At 46.3% G+C, this 20,236-nt stretch carries 2 protein-coding genes (1 of these 2 cut by a window edge); both read left to right on the top strand.

Translation table 11 applies throughout. The features are described from left to right. Positions 1 to 6,321, top strand: partial view of an autotransporter-associated beta strand repeat-containing protein gene (locus ICV01_RS07225; RefSeq protein ID WP_251369422.1) — the 3' portion only. Its footprint begins 12,816 nt before the window's first position; the window shows 6,321 of its 19,137 coding nt (coding positions 12,817-19,137); its start codon lies off the left edge, out of view; the stop codon is at positions 6,319 to 6,321. Then, positions 6,248 to 20,236 (top strand): autotransporter-associated beta strand repeat-containing protein, encoded by a 13,989-nt coding sequence (locus tag ICV01_RS07220; RefSeq protein WP_215286998.1) that lies wholly within the window; start codon positions 6,248 to 6,250, stop codon positions 20,234 to 20,236. The genes ICV01_RS07225 and ICV01_RS07220 overlap by 74 nt, the downstream gene beginning before the upstream one ends.

The following is a 20,236-nucleotide window of genomic DNA, read 5'->3' as shown; positions in this document are numbered from 1 at the left end:
CTACCAATTACCGCCACTCTAGGTTCAGTAACCGTTTCTGCGCTCGGGCAAAATTACGCGTATTACCAAGATGCTTGGTATGGTTCGGTGTCTGCTGGAACTGATGTGAATATCATCGGCTATGCAACTGCTGGCCATGGTATTTACCTAAATATTGGGTCAATAACATCAAGTAACGGTAATGTGACTTTGTCTGGCTATACTTCGAGCGCCACCACGACTGATTACGGTATTTATTCAATTTCTAGGGCTGTTTCTGCGGTCAACGGTTCGGTGACGTTCCAAGGTTCAAAACTGGATACCGTCACAACGCTTGCAAATGCTGTAAGCAATGTAGTTAGTGGTAGCCCAGCCCCATACTTTGCGATTGCAGATTCTGCTAACCCTGCAAGTGCTGCCACAACTGGTATCAGCTGGAGCGGTACAGTGACCGCTAATACAACCAGCGGCTACATTTCTATTAAAGCTAAAGCGCCTTCAATCACAGGCGCAATGACCGCTTATGGTCTGGCCTTATTAAGCAACAATCAAAGCTATACATTGAATAGCGCAAGCAACGCAATTTCATCATTGGCAGCAAACATTGGTACAGGTAGCTTAAGCTTTACGACAACCAACGTATTAAATATTGGCACCTATAATGGCACGACGGGCATCACGGCTGCTTCCGTCACCTTAAGCGCTGGTGGTTTAACCGATACATCTGATGCTGGTATTACAGTGACCTCAAGCAGTACGGTTGCTATTACCAATGCGAGTGGTAGCTATGACTTTAGCGGTGTGATTGCTGGCCCTGTTGCCCTCACAAAATCTGGTGCAGGCACACAAACACTTTCTGCCGCCAACACTTATACCGGACTCACAACGATTAGTGGCGGTACGCTAAGACTTGGTGTTGCTGGAGATGCAACCAATACACCACTAGGCACAACGGCAGCCGGCACTACTATCTCTGCTGGCGGTACATTAGATCTGAATGGGTTCACTTTAGGAACAGTTGAAGCCCTAACAATTAATGGTTATGGCGTTGGTAACAACGGCGCATTGATTAACTCAAGTACGACGAATGCAGCGACTTATACCGGTGCGATTACTGTTGGCTCTGCTTCATATATTGGTGGTGCAGGCACCATGACATTGTCTGGTGCTGTTGGCGCAGCGAGTTATGGCGTAGCGTTTATCGGTGCGGGTAGCTACACTGCAACGAATGCAAGCAATACCTTTAGCACGATTGCAACTAGTGGTATTGGCTCACTTTCTATTAAAAATAATCAAGCCCTTAGTATCGGAGCAGTGAATACGATTACTGGTATGACATTTACTGGTGATGCAATGATTGATAACGCTGGCACGATTACGGCAAGAGGTTTAACTATTCAAAAGAATGGTGCATTAGACTCAACCCTGACTTTAAAATCTACTGCGCGTATTGATTTTTGGGATTCAAGCCTTGTTGTTAAGTCGGCAATAGGTGCTGGTAAGCTCAATATTATTTTCTGGTCTGAGTCGGATGGTGGTAATGGCTTTGGCACAACGCTAGCTGGTACGTACACCACCAATGGTGGGCATATTTGGGCGGGTGGCGGTGCAACATCAACCACTTGGAATGGATTAACAGTCGGGAATGGTGCGGCTGGCGCTGGCGGTGGTGCTAACGGAAATGCGATTGACACGCAAGGTACTTGGACAACCAGTGGCGGTTCTATTTGGTTAGCTGGTAATGTCGGTAGTGGTACTGGTTATGATGTAGCTATTGCGAATGGTGCCGCACAAGTGTTCAACGTTGGTAGTGGTTCTATCACGATCCTAGGCGATTACTTTTATAGCAGTACGACTACGATTACAAGTACGGGTACTTTGACCTTTGCGCCATTTGGTAATGCATTCACAGATAGCGCTGGCACTGCGAGAACATTTACCTGGAGCGGTTCAGGCACTAACTTTGCCGGTACTGGCTCAATTAATGCAATCACGATTAACAGCATTGCAAATCTCACTGGCTTAACGATTGGTAACGCAAGTTCAACATCGAATTCAGCAGTCACGATTAGCAATGACATCGGTATTTCTGGTCCGATTAATATCTACGGTGCTGCAGTCACGTTGACTGGCGGCTTAACTACAACAAACGCCACGACAGGTAATATTGGGATTACGACGACAGGCTTAACAGGCGCTGGCGCAATTACTTTAGCCACTGGTCGTGCACTGACTGTAACTCAGTCTGGCGCATCAACTTATAGTGGTGCGATCTCTGGTACATCGGCTACCGTGACAAAACTTGGTGCTGGAGTATTAACCGTATCAGGTAATAGCTCATACACAGGCTTGACGACTATTTCAGCAGGCACCTTGAAATTAGGTGCTTCTAGCAGCGGTGCTAATTCACCATTAGGTACTGCGGCTACTGGTGTCACAGTTGCTGATGGCGCAGCATTAGATTTATCTGGTTATAGCATCACAACATTAGTGCCAATCACATTAAGTGGTTCTGGTGTTAGCGGTAGTGGTGCTTTATATAACTCAAGCAGTACTGCTTCTACTTATGCTGGTGCGATTACCCTAGCGGCTGATACCACTATTAAGAGTACGGGCGCATTAACCTTAAACGGTGTGATTGCGGGTGCTTTTGGCTTAACTGTGACGAATACAGGTGACTTAACTTTAGGTTCAACTGTTGGCACTTCTTCAACTCGCCTTACTAGCTTGTCAGTGAGCGGTGCAGCTAACTTATATGGCAATGTGTGGACAACTGGCGCACAAATTTACACTGGTAATTTGGGTGTTGGTGGTGATATTGGTCTGAACTCAACAAGTGGTGGTGTGACTATTGGTGGTGCAATCACTGGTGTCGCGGGCTCAAATTTCTTGTTGTATGAAACAACTACGCCAACACGCTCTGGTAATTCGATTGTCTACAGTGTGGATAATTCTGGCTCGTTGAGCACGCCTATTACCCGCATCACTTACCGTATGGAAGTGACTTATGGCGGCACACCTTACTGGGTTCAGGTGACGTTTGACGCATGGGCAAATAACTTAACTGCGGCTGATTTACGCATCCCTGATGTGTCAAATAATTTAGTGTTGCAAAAAATCGTCAATAACATGGTGGTGAGCTCTAACCAAACTGCGGGTATTGCTAGTAAAGCTAGTGGTGTGATCACAGGCTCAGGTTTCACAGGCTATTTGGAGTTGTGGCCATTAAATTACACTCAAACTATCAGTAATGCTGGGGGGCTATCTTCAGGTAGTTCGTCAGCGTATGACTACAATGATACGCCTGTGGCGGGTACGTACGGGTCATTCCAGGTTCATAACATCACCTCGGGTTCAGTTCAGACCGTATTAGCTTGGAATAATCATGGCGCTACGCCAGATGTAGGTATGGGTAACTATATTGGCACCACTACAGGTACCGTTGGGAATGTTGACTGGACATTTACAGGTCAAAACTCTGTGGGCATGGGAACAACAGCCTTTAAGATGCAGGTATCGGTGAATGGTGGAAACCCAAGTCTCAATATTAACGCTGGCGCTGGTGCAGTGAACATTACAGGCGCAACCAGTGGCTTACGAGCTCTGACCGTTAACTCAGCTGCTACCACTAGTACGATTACTGGCGCGATTGCCAATGCAACTGGCTATACAACGACCATCACCAAACAAGGTGCTGGGGCTTTAGTACTCAATGGCGCTAACACCTATGCAGGCGGCACTACTATTTCAGCAGGTACTGTAAAACTGGGTAATGCATCTTCCCTAGGTGATTCTGCTGGTGCAGTTTCAGTGGCTGATGGTGCAGTACTTGATTTAAATGGTCAAACAGTGGCTAATACAAATGCCTTGACCTTGAGTGGCACAGGTATCAGCTCAGGTGGTGCTTTGATTAATAGCTCAGTGACTGCGGCAAGTTATGCTGGTACGGTTGCATTGGCGGCTGATACTTCAATTACTGCAACAGGTAATATCACTTTAGGTGGCGTGGTAAGTGGTAGTGGTGCTTTAACTAAACTGGGTGCAGGTACATTGGTTTTATCTGGCACTAACACTTATACGGCTAGCACGGCTATTTCTGCAGGTATCTTGTCTATTACAACGGATCGAAGCTTGGGTGCTGTGCCATCTTCAACAACAGCAAGCTCAATCACGCTTGGTGGCGGTGTGCTTCAAGCGGCAGGCTCATTTACATTGAGTGCTAATCGCGGCATTACCATGACTGCTAACAGTGGTTTGGCAGCAACTTCTGGTAATAACTTAATAGTCAACGGGGTTGTGGATGGTGCTTACAACCTGACGATTAACGGGGCTAGCCAAACAGGTGCTGTGACATTAGCTGGTGCTAATACATATACTGGCGCGACTACTGTCAGTGCAGGTACTTTGAATATTACCAATAATGGTGGTCTAGGTACGACTGCAAATGGAACGACAGTAGCTAGTGGCGCAACGCTTGACTTAATTGGTGTAACAGTAGGTGCAGAAGCGATTGCTTTGAATGGTGGTACCTTAGCTGATGCAACTAGTAGCTTAGCTGGGGATGTGACACTATCAGCTAATAGTACGATCAGCGTGGCAAATGCTGTAGATACCTTTACCATGTCTGGTGTTATTTCTGGTGCCTTTAGCATAACTAAGACTGGTGCGGGTACCTTGATATTGACTGGTGCTAATACATATGGTGCGACAACGATTTCAGCAGGTGTGTTACAGGTAGGTGCAGGTGGGGCAGTCGGTACTTTGGGCGCTGGTAATGTAACTAATAACGCAACTTTGACCTTTAACCGTAGCGATGACTTTAGTTATGACAAAGTGATTTCAGGTTCTGGTGCTTTAATTAAAAATGCATCTAACACCATCACGCTCACAGGTGCTAACACCTACACTGGTGCAACAACTATTAACGCCGGTCAGTTGGTGATTGAACGTGACACCTTGACATTTGCAACTAGCGGCTTTACTGGTGCAGGTACTTTAGTGGTGCAATCAGCTGCTGCAAACTTTGCTTCTCCTTATACCTTCAATGCCACAATCAGTAATTTGGGTGGCTTAACGATTGGTAAAACTGGCAATGCCACAGCGGTGACTTTGTCTGGCGCGATTAATATTAACGGTAACTTGCTTGTGAATGCACCAACAACATTGGGCGCAAACATCACTACAGGTGGCACGCAAGAATACACGGGCAATGTGAGCATCTCAGCATCTAGCGTTTCACTATCGACCATGGGTAATAGCTCAACAGGCAACAGTATTACCTTTGGCGGTAATTTGAATGGCACAATCGCAAACGGTAATAGCTTGTATATATTGAGCGGAACTGGTTCTGTCAATGTGATAGGTAGTGTGGGTAATATCTATGCATTGAATTACTTTGGTTTGGGTGGTACAGGACAGTATCAAGCGGGCTCTACTACTAACTTTGCTTATACAGGTGCAGTGCAAACCTTCACAGCAACTTATGCTGGCACTTACACATTCTATACATGGGGTGCGCAAGGTGGCGATTCAGCTCAAGCTAATGCAAGCGGTGGTATGGGTGGTTACTCTTACGGTAATTATGTATTAAGCGCTGGTCAAACGGTTTCAATTTATGTCGGTGGTACGGGTGCAGATAGTGCTGCATCAGGTCTGACGACTGGTTCTGCAGCTGGCGGTTGGAATGGCGGCGGTACTGCTATTAATTCGGGTTCTGGCGGCGGCGGCGGTGGCGGCGCAACAGATATTCGTGTTGGTGGAACTGCGTTGACCAATCGTGTGATTGTTGCTGGCGGTGGTGGTGGTGCTGGTTATCTATATACGGTGCCAACAACTGGCGGTTATGGTGGTGGACTCACAGGTGGTGCTGGTAATGCTATTACTGAAAGTAATGGTGCTGGTGCTGGTGGTACGCAATCTGCAGGTGGTGCATCAGGGGCAGCTCAATCGGGAACATTATATTTTGCAGGTTCTTTAGGTGTTGGTGCGGATAGTAATGGTTGGAGCTGGGGTGGCGCTGCTGGTGGTGGTGGTTACTACGGTGGTGGTTCAGGCTTCCATGGCGGCGGCGGTGGCTCGTCCTATATTGGTGGCGTAACAGGCGGTGTAACGATTGCTGGTAATGCGACGCAGACCTCAACTGGCGGTGGCACACAAACTGGCCAAGCAGGTAATGGTTATGCTCGCATTGTGCTTGCAAGCTTTACCACGTTTAACGCCGGTACTCAAACAGGCGCAGTGACGATTGGCGGTTCTGTTAATGCAGCTAATGTACAAACTGCCTCGACTAACTTTGCGGTCAAGATTGGTCAAACAGTTGCATCAGGTACTTCTAATATTTAACGCCGGTACTCAAACAGGCGCAGTGACGATTGGCGGTTCTGTTAATGCAGCTAATGTACAAACTGCCTCGACTAACTTTGCGGTCAAGATTGGTCAAACAGTTGCATCAGGTACTTCTAATATTGGTGCAAACACCACCTTGAATAACATCGGTGGTTTCATCATGGGTACTGCTGCGAATGCACATAACCTATCTGTAACTGGCTCATTTGCAACTGCTGCCACAGGTACTGCTAAATTAAGCGGTGGCGTAACAACGACCACCACACAGACATATGCTGGCCCTGTTCAGTTAACAGGTGACACAACATTCACCACAACAAACTCAGCAGTGACATTCAGCGGTGCAGTGGATGGTACTACAGCAAATACGGAGTCACTCACTGTGGCAGCTGGTACAGGTAACACGACATTTACTGGTGCAGTGGGTGTTACTACATCACTCAAAAATATCAGTGTCACGACTGGTGCTTTAACTGCTGCGGCTATCAAAGCAGACACAGGTATTACTGTGACTAATACTGCTGCCTCAACTATCAGTGGCATCATCTCTGGTACAGCAAGCCTAACTAAAGCTGGCGCAAGCACGCTGACATTAAGCGGTGCTAATACTTATAGTGGTACAACAGCCATTAACGCAGGTACTTTAATTTCTGCAAATACCAGCGGCACTTCGATTGACGATAGCAGTGCTGTGACTGTAGCAAGTGGTGCAACGCTTGACTTGCGCTATGCTGAAACACTAGGCTCCTTAGCGGGTGCAGGTACGATTACCACAGGAACTGCTGGTGCTAAAACATTGACAGTTGGTGGTCTAAATACTGATACAACATTCAGTGGTGTGATTCAAAACGGTAGTGGAAGCTTGTTACTAACTAAATCAGGTACAGGCACAACAACCTTAACTGGTACGAACACGTACACAGGTGCGACAGTGGTTAATGGAGGTAGCTTGGTATTTGAGAACAATGTGCCAAGCATCACTTCAAGTGGCTTTAGCGGTGCGGGCACATTGGTGATTCAATCTGCAGGTGCTAGCTTCACCGGTGCTTATACCTTTAGTGTTCCAACAACTAGTCTTGGCGGTTTAACCATCGGCAAATCAGGTAATACGGCAAATATCACAATCTCTGCAGCGCAAAGTGTCGCTGGTGCTGTAAAAATCTACGGTGCGAATATTGCTATTAACGCTGCCTTGACCGCAACTGGTGCTAACACAATTTGGCTGTACGGTTCAGGTTCGGTGAACGGTACAGGTGCAATTACTGCTGACAAGCTTGCGTTAATGGGTGGTGCAGTGAGTTTAACCACTGTGACGAATAACGTTGCCACCTTAGCTGCGCAAGATATCAGCTCACTCAGCTATGTTGATAGCAATGCTTTAACCGTTGGCGTGGTGAATCCAACAGGTATCGTAGCAACTGGTGCTATTCGAATTAGTACAGTGACGGGTGACTTAACTGTTTCAGAAAACATTAGCACGACCGACACAACTAGCAGTGCAATTGTATTGATTGCTGCTAGTGGAGCAGCAGCAGGCACATCGACTGGTGGTAACGTTACGATTGCGAGTGGCAAAACAATCACCGCAGGCACCAATGGTCGCATAGTAATTTACACGGGTTCAGTGAATGACAGCGCAGGTGTAACTGATTATGTAGGTTCAGGTTCTGGTAACTTCCGTTACAACGCTAAAGAAGGCACTGCTGGCAGAACAGCTCTTGGTGCAAGTGGCAAGTATGCGATTTACCGCGAAGCGATTGCAGTGACGATGAGTACTTCATCAGCCACCATGACATATGGCGATAGCTTGTCATCAATCACTGGCTCAGTGAGCGGTTTGGTGAATGGCGATAGCCCAATTTACGCAATTAGCAACCGTGTGAACTCTACTTCAGGCAACATCAAAGTGGGTACTTATAGCTTGACTGATGGTGGCATGGCTGCCCTTGGTTACACCGTGACAGCTACTAATGGCACATTAACTGTGAACCAAAAAACCATCAGTATTTCTGGTTTCACTGTTGCTGATAAGACGTATGACGGTACAACAACAGCCACTGTGACTAACTCAGGTACGGTATCAGGTCAGATCACCAATGACTTGGTTTCAGTATCAAGTGTGACCGCAGCATTTGGTGACAAGCATGCAGGTCAAAACAAGACACTTACAATTAGCGGTGGCACTTTAACTGGTGCTGACAGTGCTAACTACACAGCTTCCATCTCTGGCTCAGCTACTGCAACAATCACTGCTAAGGCTGTGACATTGACTGCTCCAAGCATCACTAAAGCTTACGATGGCTTACTCACTTATACGACTCAAGCAGCTGATCGTGCAGCCATTGCCTCGGCTCTAGTGGGTGGCGATACGATCTCAGCGATTACCTTGGTTTACAGTGATAAAAACGTCGGCACTTCAAAGACAGTGACGCCAAGTTCTGTCACCATTAGCGATGGCAATAACGGTAATAACTACACCGTAACTTACGCAGCGGCAAATAGCGGTACTGTGACGCGTCAAGCTTCAGTGACTTGGATTGGTGGGGTCGCAGGTGACTGGTTCAACCCGGCTAACTGGGCGGTGACAGGTACAAGCGCAGCAGGTGCAATTCCTGATTTGAGCAACGTATCAGCAGTTGTGATTCCATCTGGTAGCACAGTGACATTTAATGACTCAGTAGCTGGTCGCTCAGGCACAGCCCAAACTGGTACGGTGAATATCACAACACTCACTGGCGGTTCGCTAGAAGTGACGAACGGTGCTTTATCAACTACCTCAGTGAACGTCACAAACTTGAATACATCAAGCGGTACGACATTGACTGCAAGCACAGGTTACACAGTTGCCCCAGTTTCTGGCGATACGTTGACGGTGGCAGGTGTATTGGCTGGCGGCAGTTTAATTAAAAATGGCGCCGGCACAATCCTACTCGCTGGTGCGAATACTTACACGGGTGTCACAACCATTAATGCAGGTACTTTAATTGTTGAACGTGACATACTCACTTACACATCAAGTAGCTATACAGGTGCAGGTACATTGTGGGTGCGTTCAGCCGCTTCTAGCTTTGCAAGTGCATATACGTTTAATGCACCAATTAGTAGTTTAGGTAGTTTGATTATTGGTCAAACCACAAATGCCACAGCTGTTACCTTGCCTAATGCCATCACGTTGACTGGTAGCTTGCTGGTTTACGGCCCAACGACTTTAGGTGGCAATATCGCTACTGGCAGCACACAAGAATACACGGGTAATGTGACGATTTCAGCGACTAATATTTCGCTTTCGACGACTGATAGCGCCATTACCTTTGGCGGTAATGTGAATGGTACAAGCGCTGGAGCTAATAACTTGTTTATGTTGAGTGGTAGTGGTGCCATCAATGTAGCAGGTAACGTGGGTGGTACCTATGCATTGAACTACTTCGGCCTGGGTGGTACGGGACAATATGTTGCGGGTTCAACAAGTAACTTCACTTACACAGGTGCAGTTCAAACATATACAGCCGCGTCTGCTGGTACCTATACATTTTATGTTTGGGGTGCTTCAGGTGGAAATGCTGCAGCAAATTCTGCTAGTGTCTTTGGTAATGGCGGTTACGCCTCAGGGACTTATACCTTGACTGCTGGTCAGACAATTAGTATTTACGTCGGAGGGCAAGGGGGTAGCGTCGCTGGTACAGCTGGAACCGCTGGTGGTTGGAATGGTGGTGGTCGCGGCGGTAGCATGAATGGAGGCTCAGGTGGTGGTGCAACTGATATTCGTATTGGTGGAACAGCGCTTTCAAATCGTGTCATCGTAGCAGGCGGTGGCGGTGGTGCTGACAATGGAGGTGCAGGCGGCGCAGGTGGTGGTTTAACTGGGATAAGTTCTTCTGCAGGTGGTGGTGTTGAGGCAACGGGTGGTTCACAAGTATCAGGTGGTACTGCTTCTTCTTCTAATGGATATACTGGCACTGCTGGCTCTCTTGGTGTGGGTGGTGACAATGCTGTTTATAGCGGTTCTTACGAACATGGCGGTGGCGGTGGCGGTGGTTATTATGGCGGTGGTGGTGGTACACCATGGAATGGTGGCGGTGGCGGTTCATCTTATGTTGGTGGTGTAACGGGCGGTGTAACGATTGCTGGTAATGCGACGCAGACCTCAACTGGCGGTGGCACACAAACTGGTCAAGTGGGTAATGGTTATGCGCGAGTTGTATTTGGAAATGGTGTGGGTGGCACATCATTTAACGCCGGTACTCAAACAGGCGCAGTGACGATTGGCGGTTCTGTTAATGCAGCTAATGTACAAACTGCCTCGACTAACTTTGCGGTCAAGATTGGTCAAACAGTTGCATCAGGTACTTCTAATATTGGTGCAAACACCACCTTGAATAACATCGGTGGTTTCATCATGGGTACTGCTGCGAATGCACATAACCTATCTGTAACTGGCTCATTTGCAACTGCTGCCACAGGTACTGCTAAATTAAGCGGTGGCGTAACAACGACCACCACACAGACATATGCTGGCCCTGTTCAGTTAACAGGTGACACAACATTCACCACAACAAACTCAGCAGTGACATTCAGCGGTGCAGTGGATGGTACTACAGCAAATACGGAGTCACTCACTGTGGCAGCTGGTACAGGTAACACGACATTTACTGGTGCAGTGGGTGTTACTACATCACTCAAAAATATCAGTGTCACGACTGGTGCTTTAACTGCTGCGGCTATCAAAGCAGACACAGGTATTACTGTGACTAATACTGCTGCCTCAACTATCAGTGGCATCATCTCTGGTACAGCAAGCCTAACTAAAGCTGGCGCAAGCACGCTGACATTAAGCGGTGCTAATACTTATAGTGGTACAACAGCCATTAACGCAGGTACTTTAAGCGTGACTGGCTCACTCAATGATGCAACTGCTGTGGCAGTTGCATCTGGCGCAATCTATAACTTGGGTGCAAGCGACACGATTGCATCGATTGCAGGTGCAGGTAGCATCAACCTTAACAGCTACACATTGACTGTTGGTGATGCCACCAACACCACTTACAGCGGTGTCATGAGTGGTATTGGGGCATTGGTTAAACAAGGTAGTGGTGCCTTGACGATGTCAGGCGCGAATACTTATAGCGGTGCAACAACAATTAATGCTGGTCAGATCATTATTGAAAATGATGCACCTAGCTTTAGCACAAGTGGTTTTAGTGGTGTAGGCAGTTTGGTGATTCAGCCAGCATCTACGAGCTTTACTACTGCTTACACCTTCAGCAAAGCAATTAGCAGTCTTGGTGGTTTAACCATTGGTAAAGACGGTAATACTAGAGACATTACGATGTCGGCTGTGGAGACGATTGCTGGACCAATCAGCATCTATGGTGGCGCAATTACAATTAACGCAGCTTTAACTGCAACTGGTAGTACGATCACCCTAAAAGGCGCGGGTGCTATAACTGACGGTGCGAATGGTTATGTTGTTGCATCTAACTTGCTATTGCTTGGCGGTAGCGTGACTTTAGATAACAACACGAATAACGCAATTGGCACCTTGGTAGCTAGTGGTGTGAGCACTTTAACTTATGCTGATAAAGATGCATTAACCATCGGTACTGTAGGTGCTACAAATGGTGTGTCTACATCTGGTGCAATTAATATCAGCACTTACACGGGCGATTTAACCATTGCTAAACAAGTGGTGACAGCTGATACTTCTTCATCAGCAATCATCTTGAATGCAGGTACGAGTACTGCAGCGGGTACGTCAACTGGCGGTAATGTAATTATTAATGGTGGTGTAGCTGTTTCAACTTCTGTGCAGACCTTAGCAAGCAATTCTTTCAATTCACATATCTGGATTAACAGTGCTGACTATTCTGGTGACTTGGTTGCTGACTATTCAGCTAACTCAAGTGGATGGACGTATGCTGGCGAGACGATTACCAGCGTTGCTGTGAATAATACATTTGGCGCTGGTTATGTCGTTACTGTGGCTCAAATGCCTACGGTTTATAACACTCAGTCTTATGCGTTGGTTTCACCATCGACTATGCCTGCGATTACAGCGGGTACTAATGGTCGCGTAGTGATTTACACAGGTTCAGTAAACGGCAGTGCTGGCGTGACAAGTTATGTAGGTTCAGCGACTGGTAACTTCCGTTATAAGAGTAAAGTTGGCACAAACAACTTTACGACGGCTTTAGGTGCAAGTGGCAAGTATGCGATTTACCGCGAAGCGATTGCAGTGACGATGAGTACTTCATCAGCCACCATGACATATGGCGATAGCTTGTCATCAATCACTGGCTCAGTGAGCGGTTTGGTGAATGGCGATAGCCCAATTTACGCAATTAGCAACCGTGTGAACTCTACTTCAGGCAACATCAAAGTGGGTACTTATAGCTTGACTGATGGTGGCATGGCTGCCCTTGGTTACACCGTGACAGCTACTAATGGCACATTAACTGTGAACCAAAAAACCATCAGTATTTCTGGTTTCACTGTTGCTGATAAGACGTATGACGGTACAACAACAGCCACTGTGACTAACTCAGGTACGGTATCAGGTCAGATCACCAATGACTTGGTTTCAGTATCAAGTGTGACCGCAGCATTTGGTGACAAGCATGCAGGTCAAAACAAGACACTTACAATTAGCGGTGGCACTTTAACTGGTGCTGACAGTGCTAACTACACAGCTTCCATCTCTGGCTCAGCTACTGCAACAATCACTGCTAAGGCTGTGACATTGACTGCTCCAGCAATTACTAAAACCTATGATGGTGGGTTAACGTACACAACGACTGCCGCTAATTTAACTGCATTGAGCTCACAATTAGGCGTTAGTGGTGACACAGTGACCGCAGCTACCCTAGCTTTTACAAATAAAAATGCTGGCACAGCTAATAAGACAGTAACAACAAGCAGTGCAACGATTAGCGATGGCAATAGCGGTAATAACTACAGCATTACTTATGCCGATAACACTGCAAGCACGATTAACAAAGCAACGGTGAGTTTATCGGCAGCTAAAACTTATGATGGCACAACGACTTTGGGTGCGGGCACAGTTACAATTGTTACAGGCGTAGGTTTAGAAACTCTTACTTACACGGGGGCAGTTGCTAATAATGCTAACGTGGCAGCTGCAAGCAAATATATTAGCGCTATTACTTTGAGTGACGCTACAGATAGCTCGGGTGGCTTAACAAGTAACTATCAATTGCCAACCTTGAATGCGGCAAATGCACCAGTGACGATCTCTGCCAGAGCGTTGACTATTACTGCAAATAACGACAGCAAAACTTACGGCACAGCTAAGACCTATGGTGCAGGTTCAACAGCGTTTACTTCTACCGGTCTACAAAATAGTGAAACTATTGGCAGCGTGACCATTACGGATACAAATGGCGGTGGTTTAGCAACAGCAAACGCTGGCGGAACTTACGCTTTAACACCGAGTGTAGCAACTGGCGGCACATTTACAACCTCTAACTACAGCATTACTTACACCGCTGGTGGATTGACAGTAAATAAATACACAATTTCAATTAATGCACCAAATGTGACTAAAGTGTATGACGGTAGCTTGGCATACGCTGCTTCGAGTGCTGATTTAACAGCCATGAGTGCTGGTTTGAAAAATGGTGACACTATCACTGCGGCAACGATTACTTACGCAAATAAGAATGTGAGTGCTGGCGATAAAGTGGTGACATTGGATGCCGTTACTTTAGTTAACAGTAACAACTATCAAGTAACGCTTGTTGGTAACTCAGCAAGTACGATTACTCGTCAATCTTCAGTGACTTGGGTGGGCGGTGCCACGGGTGAGTGGTTTAATCCTGCCAACTGGGCATTGACCAGTAATAATAATGTGACAGGTGTTGTGCCTGACTTATCTAATGTGCAAGCGGTGATAATTCCATCCGGTACAACGGTGACTTTCAATCCTTCAGTAAGGTCCGGTTTAGCTGAGGCGGGTACCGTGAATATCACAACATTGACAGGGGGTTCACTCAATTTAACTGCTGGTGCTTTATCAGCAACAAGCGTCAACCTTATAGACCTTAATACATCAAGTGGTACTACGTTTACTGCAAGTACAGGGTTAACTGTAGCGCCTACTTCAGGTACTTCGTTGACTATAGCTGGCGTTTTGGCAGGCACAGGTAGTTTGACGAAAAATGGTGCTGGCTCAGCTACTTTGAGTGGCGCTAATACATATACAGGTGGCACAATAATTAACGTAGGTATCTTGGCGCTTGGTGCTAGCGATGCAATGGCGGATGTGGGTGAAATAAATGTTGCGGGCGGTACATTAGCAATGGGTGCTTACAATGACACAGTCGGCACGGTGACTTTATCAAGCGGTTCTATCATTGGTACGACTGGCCAACTAATAAGTGCTAACTACAATGTTACAAATGCATCTGGCACTACAAATATCTCAGCCATTTTGGCAGGTTCAGGTCAATTAATAAAGACTGGTGCTGGCACTCTTACATTGTCCAGTGTTAATGCCTACACAGGTGCAACAGTAATCACCGCAGGCACAGTGATTTTGAGCGGTGATGGTTCAGTTGCAACGTCAAGCAAAGTCACTGCAACAGGCACATTGGATATCAGTGCGACGACGGCGGGTGCAAGCATCATGGCATTGGCTGGTGCAGGTAATGTAACTTTGGGGGCTAAAACCCTCACTATTACAGCTGCTAATGATGCCTTTTCTGGCGTAATTGCAGGCACAGGTGGTCTTACAGTTTCTGGTGGTGTACAGACATTAAGTGGCGTAAATACTTATTCTGGTTTAACAACTGTTAATCAAGGTGCAACGCTGGTACTGGGCGCAGCTGGCACTATTGAAAATAGCGCCTTGCTTAATAACGGCACTTTAGATGTCACAGCTAAAACTGGGCTTGGACCTAATTTGGTGACAGATAGTTTTGTTTCAACCAGCAACTGGGCAACGAATGGCGCAGGTTTCGGTACATATAGTGCTACAAGTACTAATACAGTAGCGTTTTATAACGGTGAATTGATCTTTTCATACCCTGCTAACGTTTCTGTGTATAAAACAATTGCGCTAGCAGACGTTTACACAGCGTTAACCTTATCTGTCAATGGTAAGCAAAATGCAACGTTTGCTGGACGTGCCGGCAAGATTACGATTGAAGCATATGATGCCTCTAATACCCTGATTGGTACTAACAGCACTCAATTTACAACGACTACAACGCTGACTAACTATTCAGTTACCCTGAATCTGACTGGTGTTGCAACTTCTGCAAAAATTACATTTACTGATGTGAATGGTAATAACTGGGGTGGTAACTATGGGGTTAACTTTAGCCATCCTTCTTTAGTTGGTGTTGGTAGCTCAGTAACCAATATTGTTTCATTGAGTGGTAACGGCCAAGTATCACTTGGTAGTAGCACCTTGAATGTGACTAATGCTTTCGAAACTTATGCGGGTGTGATTGCAGGTACTGGCGGGTTTAAGGTAGGTGGCGGTACACAAACCTTAAGCGGTACTAATACTTACACAGGTGGTACAACCATTAATGCCGGTACCTTGGCGTTAGGCGCAAGCAATGTGTTGGCTGATGCTGGTGCATTGAATGTTGCTGGGGGTACATTTGATGTTGCAAGTTTCAATGACACGGTTGGTAATGTGACCTTATCAAGTGGTTCTATCAGTGGTACGACTGGTCAACTAACAAGCGCTAACTACAATGTCACAAATGCAACTGGCATAACAACTATCTCAGCGATCTTGGCTGGTTCAGGTCAATTAACTAAATCTGGCGCAGGCACATTAACGTTATCTGCTACTAATACTTACACCGGTGCAACAGCGATTAATGGTGGTACGTTGAGCGTAACTGGTAGCTTGTCTGATAGCACATCGGTAGCTGTGGCATCTGGTGCTACTTATGCATTAGGTGCTAGTGACACGATTACTTCATTGTCTGGTGCAGGTTCAATCAACCTTAATAGCTACACATTAACTGTAGGTGATGCCAATAACACAACGATTTCTGGTGTGATTAGCGGTAACGGTGGCGCATTGGTTAAACGTGGTAGTGGTTCGCTTACCTTAAGTGGTGCTAACACCTACACGGGTACAACAAGCGTTAACGCTGGTCGCCTCATTGCCACTAATAGTTCAGCACTTGGTACAACGGCAGGTGGCACTACAGTTGCAGCAGGGGCCACTTTGGATCTGCAGAACGTGGCGATTGGTGCAGAACAAATTACTTTGGCGGGCGGCACATTAACTGATGTCACAAGTAGCTTGGCGGGTGACATTATTTTGACTGCTAACAGTAACCTTGGTGCAACTAACGCAGGCGACACCCTAACTTTGTCAGGTGTGATCTCAGGTAGCTATGGCATCACGAAGATTGGTGCTGGTACTGTTGTGCTTAGTGGTGCTAATACTTACACCGGTGCAACAGCGATTAATGGTGGTACGTTGAGCGTAACTGGTAGCTTGTCTGATAGCACATCGGTAGCTGTGGCATCTGGTGCTACTTATGCATTAGGTGCTAGTGACACGATTACTTCATTGTCTGGTGCTGGTAATACAGCGCTGGGTGCTAATACATTGACACTAACTAATGCTAACGGTACATACAGTGGTGTGATGAGCGGTACTGGTGGTTTGACGTTAACAACTGGTAGCTTGACCTTGGGTGGTGCTAATACTTACACCGGTGCAACAGCGATTAATGGTGGTACGTTGAGCGTAACTGGTAGCTTGTCTGATAGCACATCGGTAGCTGTGGCATCTGGTGCTACTTATGCATTAGGTGCTAGTGACACAATTACTTCATTGTCTGGTGCTGGTGCTGTGAACTTGAATGGCAACACCTTGACCTTGGCAAATGCTAACGGTACATACAGTGGTGTGATGAGCGGTACTGGTGGTTTGACGTTAACAACTGGTAGCTTGACCTTGGGTGGTGCTAATACTTACACCGGTGCAACAGCGATTAATGGTGGTACGTTGAGCGTAACTGGTAGCTTGTCTGATAGCACATCGGTAGCTGTGGCATCTGGTGCTACTTATGCATTAGGTGCTAGTGACACAATTACTTCATTGTCTGGTGCTGGTGCTGTGAACTTGAATGGCAACACCTTGACCTTGGCAAATGCTAACGGTACATACAGTGGTGTGATGAGCGGTACTGGTGGTTTGACGTTAACAACTGGTAGCTTGACCTTGGGTGGTGCTAATACTTACACCGGTGCAACAGCGATTAATGGTGGTACGTTGAGCGTAACTGGTAGCTTGTCTGATAGCACATCGGTAGCTGTGGCATCTGGTGCTACTTATGCATTAGGTGCTAGTGACACAATTACTTCATTGTCTGGTGCTGGTGCTGTGAACTTGAATGGCAACACCTTGACCTTGGCAAATGCTAACGGTACATACAGTGGTGTGATGAGCGGTACTGGTGGTTTGACGTTAACAACTGGTAGCTTGACCTTGGGTGGTGCTAATACTTACACCGGTGCAACAGCGATTAATGGTGGTACGTTGAGCGTAACTGGTAGCTTGTCTGATAGCACATCGGTAGCTGTGGCATCTGGTGCTACTTATGCATTAGGTGCTAGTGACACAATTACTTCATTGTCTGGTGCTGGTGCTGTGAACTTGAATGGCAACACCTTGACCTTGGCAAATGCTAACGGTACATACAGTGGTGTGATGAGCGGTACTGGTGGTTTGACGTTAACAACTGGTAGCTTGACCTTGGGTGGTGCTAATACTTACACCGGTGCAACAGCGATTAATGGTGGTACGTTGAGCGTAACTGGTAGCTTGTCTGATAGCACATCGGTAGCTGTGGCATCTGGTGCTACTTATGCATTAGGTGCTAGTGACACAATTACTTCATTGTCTGGTGCTGGTGCTGTGAACTTGAATGGCAACACCTTGACCTTGGCAAATGCTAACGGTACATACAGTGGTGTGATGAGCGGTACTGGTGGTTTGACGTTAACAACTGGTAGCTTGACCTTGGGTGGTGCTAATACTTACACCGGTGCAACAGCGATTAATGGTGGTACGTTGAGCGTAACTGGTAGCTTGTCTGATAGCACATCGGTAGCTGTGGCATCTGGTGCTACTTATGCATTAGGTGCTAGTGACACAATTACTTCATTGTCTGGTGCTGGTGCTGTGAACTTGAATGGCAACACCTTGACCTTGGCAAATGCTAACGGTACATACAGTGGTGTGATGAGCGGTACTGGTGGTTTGACGTTAACAACTGGTAGCTTGACCTTGGGTGGTGCTAATACTTACACCGGTGCAACAGCGATTAATGGTGGTACGTTGAGCGTAACTGGTAGCTTGTCTGATAGCACATCGGTAGCTGTGGCATCTGGTGCTACTTATGCATTAGGTGCTAGTGACACGATTACTTCATTGTCTGGTGCTGGTAATACAGCGCTGGGTGCTAATACATTGACACTAACTAATGCTAACGGTACATACAGTGGTGTGATGAGCGGTACTGGTGGTTTGACGTTAACAACTGGTAGCTTGACCTTGGGTGGTGCTAATACTTACACCGGTGCAACAGCGATTAATGGTGGTACGTTGAGCGTAACTGGTAGCTTGTCTGATAGCACATCGGTAGCTATGGCGGGCAGTGCTGTATGGGATCTTAGGTCTATTCAGACAATTTCATCTCTTGTGATGACAAGTGGCAATAGTATTGTAAATACGACTGGCGTACCTTCTGGATTGACTGTAATTGGTACTGCAGACATTAATGATATTGCAACATACGGTTCTCAAACTTATAACGGCACTGTGACCTTGCGTGGTGGTAACGTTATTGGCGGTAATGCTCCTGGTACTGGTCCTTACATGAGTGGAGGCACATTAAACCCAGTATCGTTAATTTCTAATGGTGGCAATATTACTTTTAATGGCACCATCAATGCTGGATTACAATCAGCTTTGTACAAACGTTCATTAACGATCGAGGCTGGCGCAGGAAGTATTGTTTTCAATCAAACTATTGGTACTCGTGGTACTTTGGCAGGTATTGCTGATGGTAATATTTATGAGTTCACTGTTAAAGCGCAGAATATTTACATCAATGCTGACATCATCACTAATGAAATTCAATCCTACTTGGGTCATGTTTGGATTGGTGATAACGGAAGTAATGGTCTCTTTAGAACCTTGTTATCAGAAGATCCAAGTGTGACATTCGGTAATTATGAAATGACGGGTGGCACGGTATACGCAGGTGGTATTGATGATGCCACGCTAAATACGCATACCTTAAGTGTTTTGGCTGTATCTAATTGGTCTGGAGCAACTGATCCTGTAATTACATTTGGTAATCCAATTGGCGCTACAAAAGCTTTGTACTCTATTACAGCGGTAACAGGTATTCAGGACATTGCTTCAGGCAAGAGTTTTTCTGACACACCAGTTAATGCAAGTCAGTATGCTGGAACAATTAACATTATGGCTAATGTGACAACAGCATCTGCTCAGACGTACACCTCTAATAATTTCACTTTGGGTGGATCTAGCAGTATTGCAAATAATAATATTGTGTTTACAACCAATCATGCTGACATCACATTTAATATTGGTTTAGCTCCCCCAGCTTTTGCTTTAAATAATGGAACAACCTCAGTCACTTTTACTTTGGGGGGCTCTAATGTGAATACGGCTGCAGTCACTGCTATGAATGCTGTGGGTATTCGCCCGCAAGGTTTATTTGATTTGAAGTCAATTAACTTGGGAGGTTCTTTGCACTCGGCCTTTAATAAAGTGATGTCAGATGTGGCTTCTAATAGTTCGGTGACTGGTGATGTTGAGGTGGGTAAATTTGAGCAAGTAAATTGTGACTCAAGTAAATCTATCGATGGAAGTTGTGATAAGTGA

Source organism: Polynucleobacter sp. MWH-Spelu-300-X4 (assembly GCF_018687515.1).
Taxonomy (GTDB): Bacteria; Pseudomonadota; Gammaproteobacteria; order Burkholderiales; family Burkholderiaceae; genus Polynucleobacter.
This window is presented reverse-complemented; position numbering and strand designations above follow the sequence as displayed.

What these genes read in the sequence shown, in the direction of transcription:
- ICV01_RS07220 (WP_215286998.1), top strand. Translation starts at nt 6,248, where the DNA reads ATGTACAAACTGCCTCGACTAACTTTGCGGTCAAGATTGGTCAAACAG.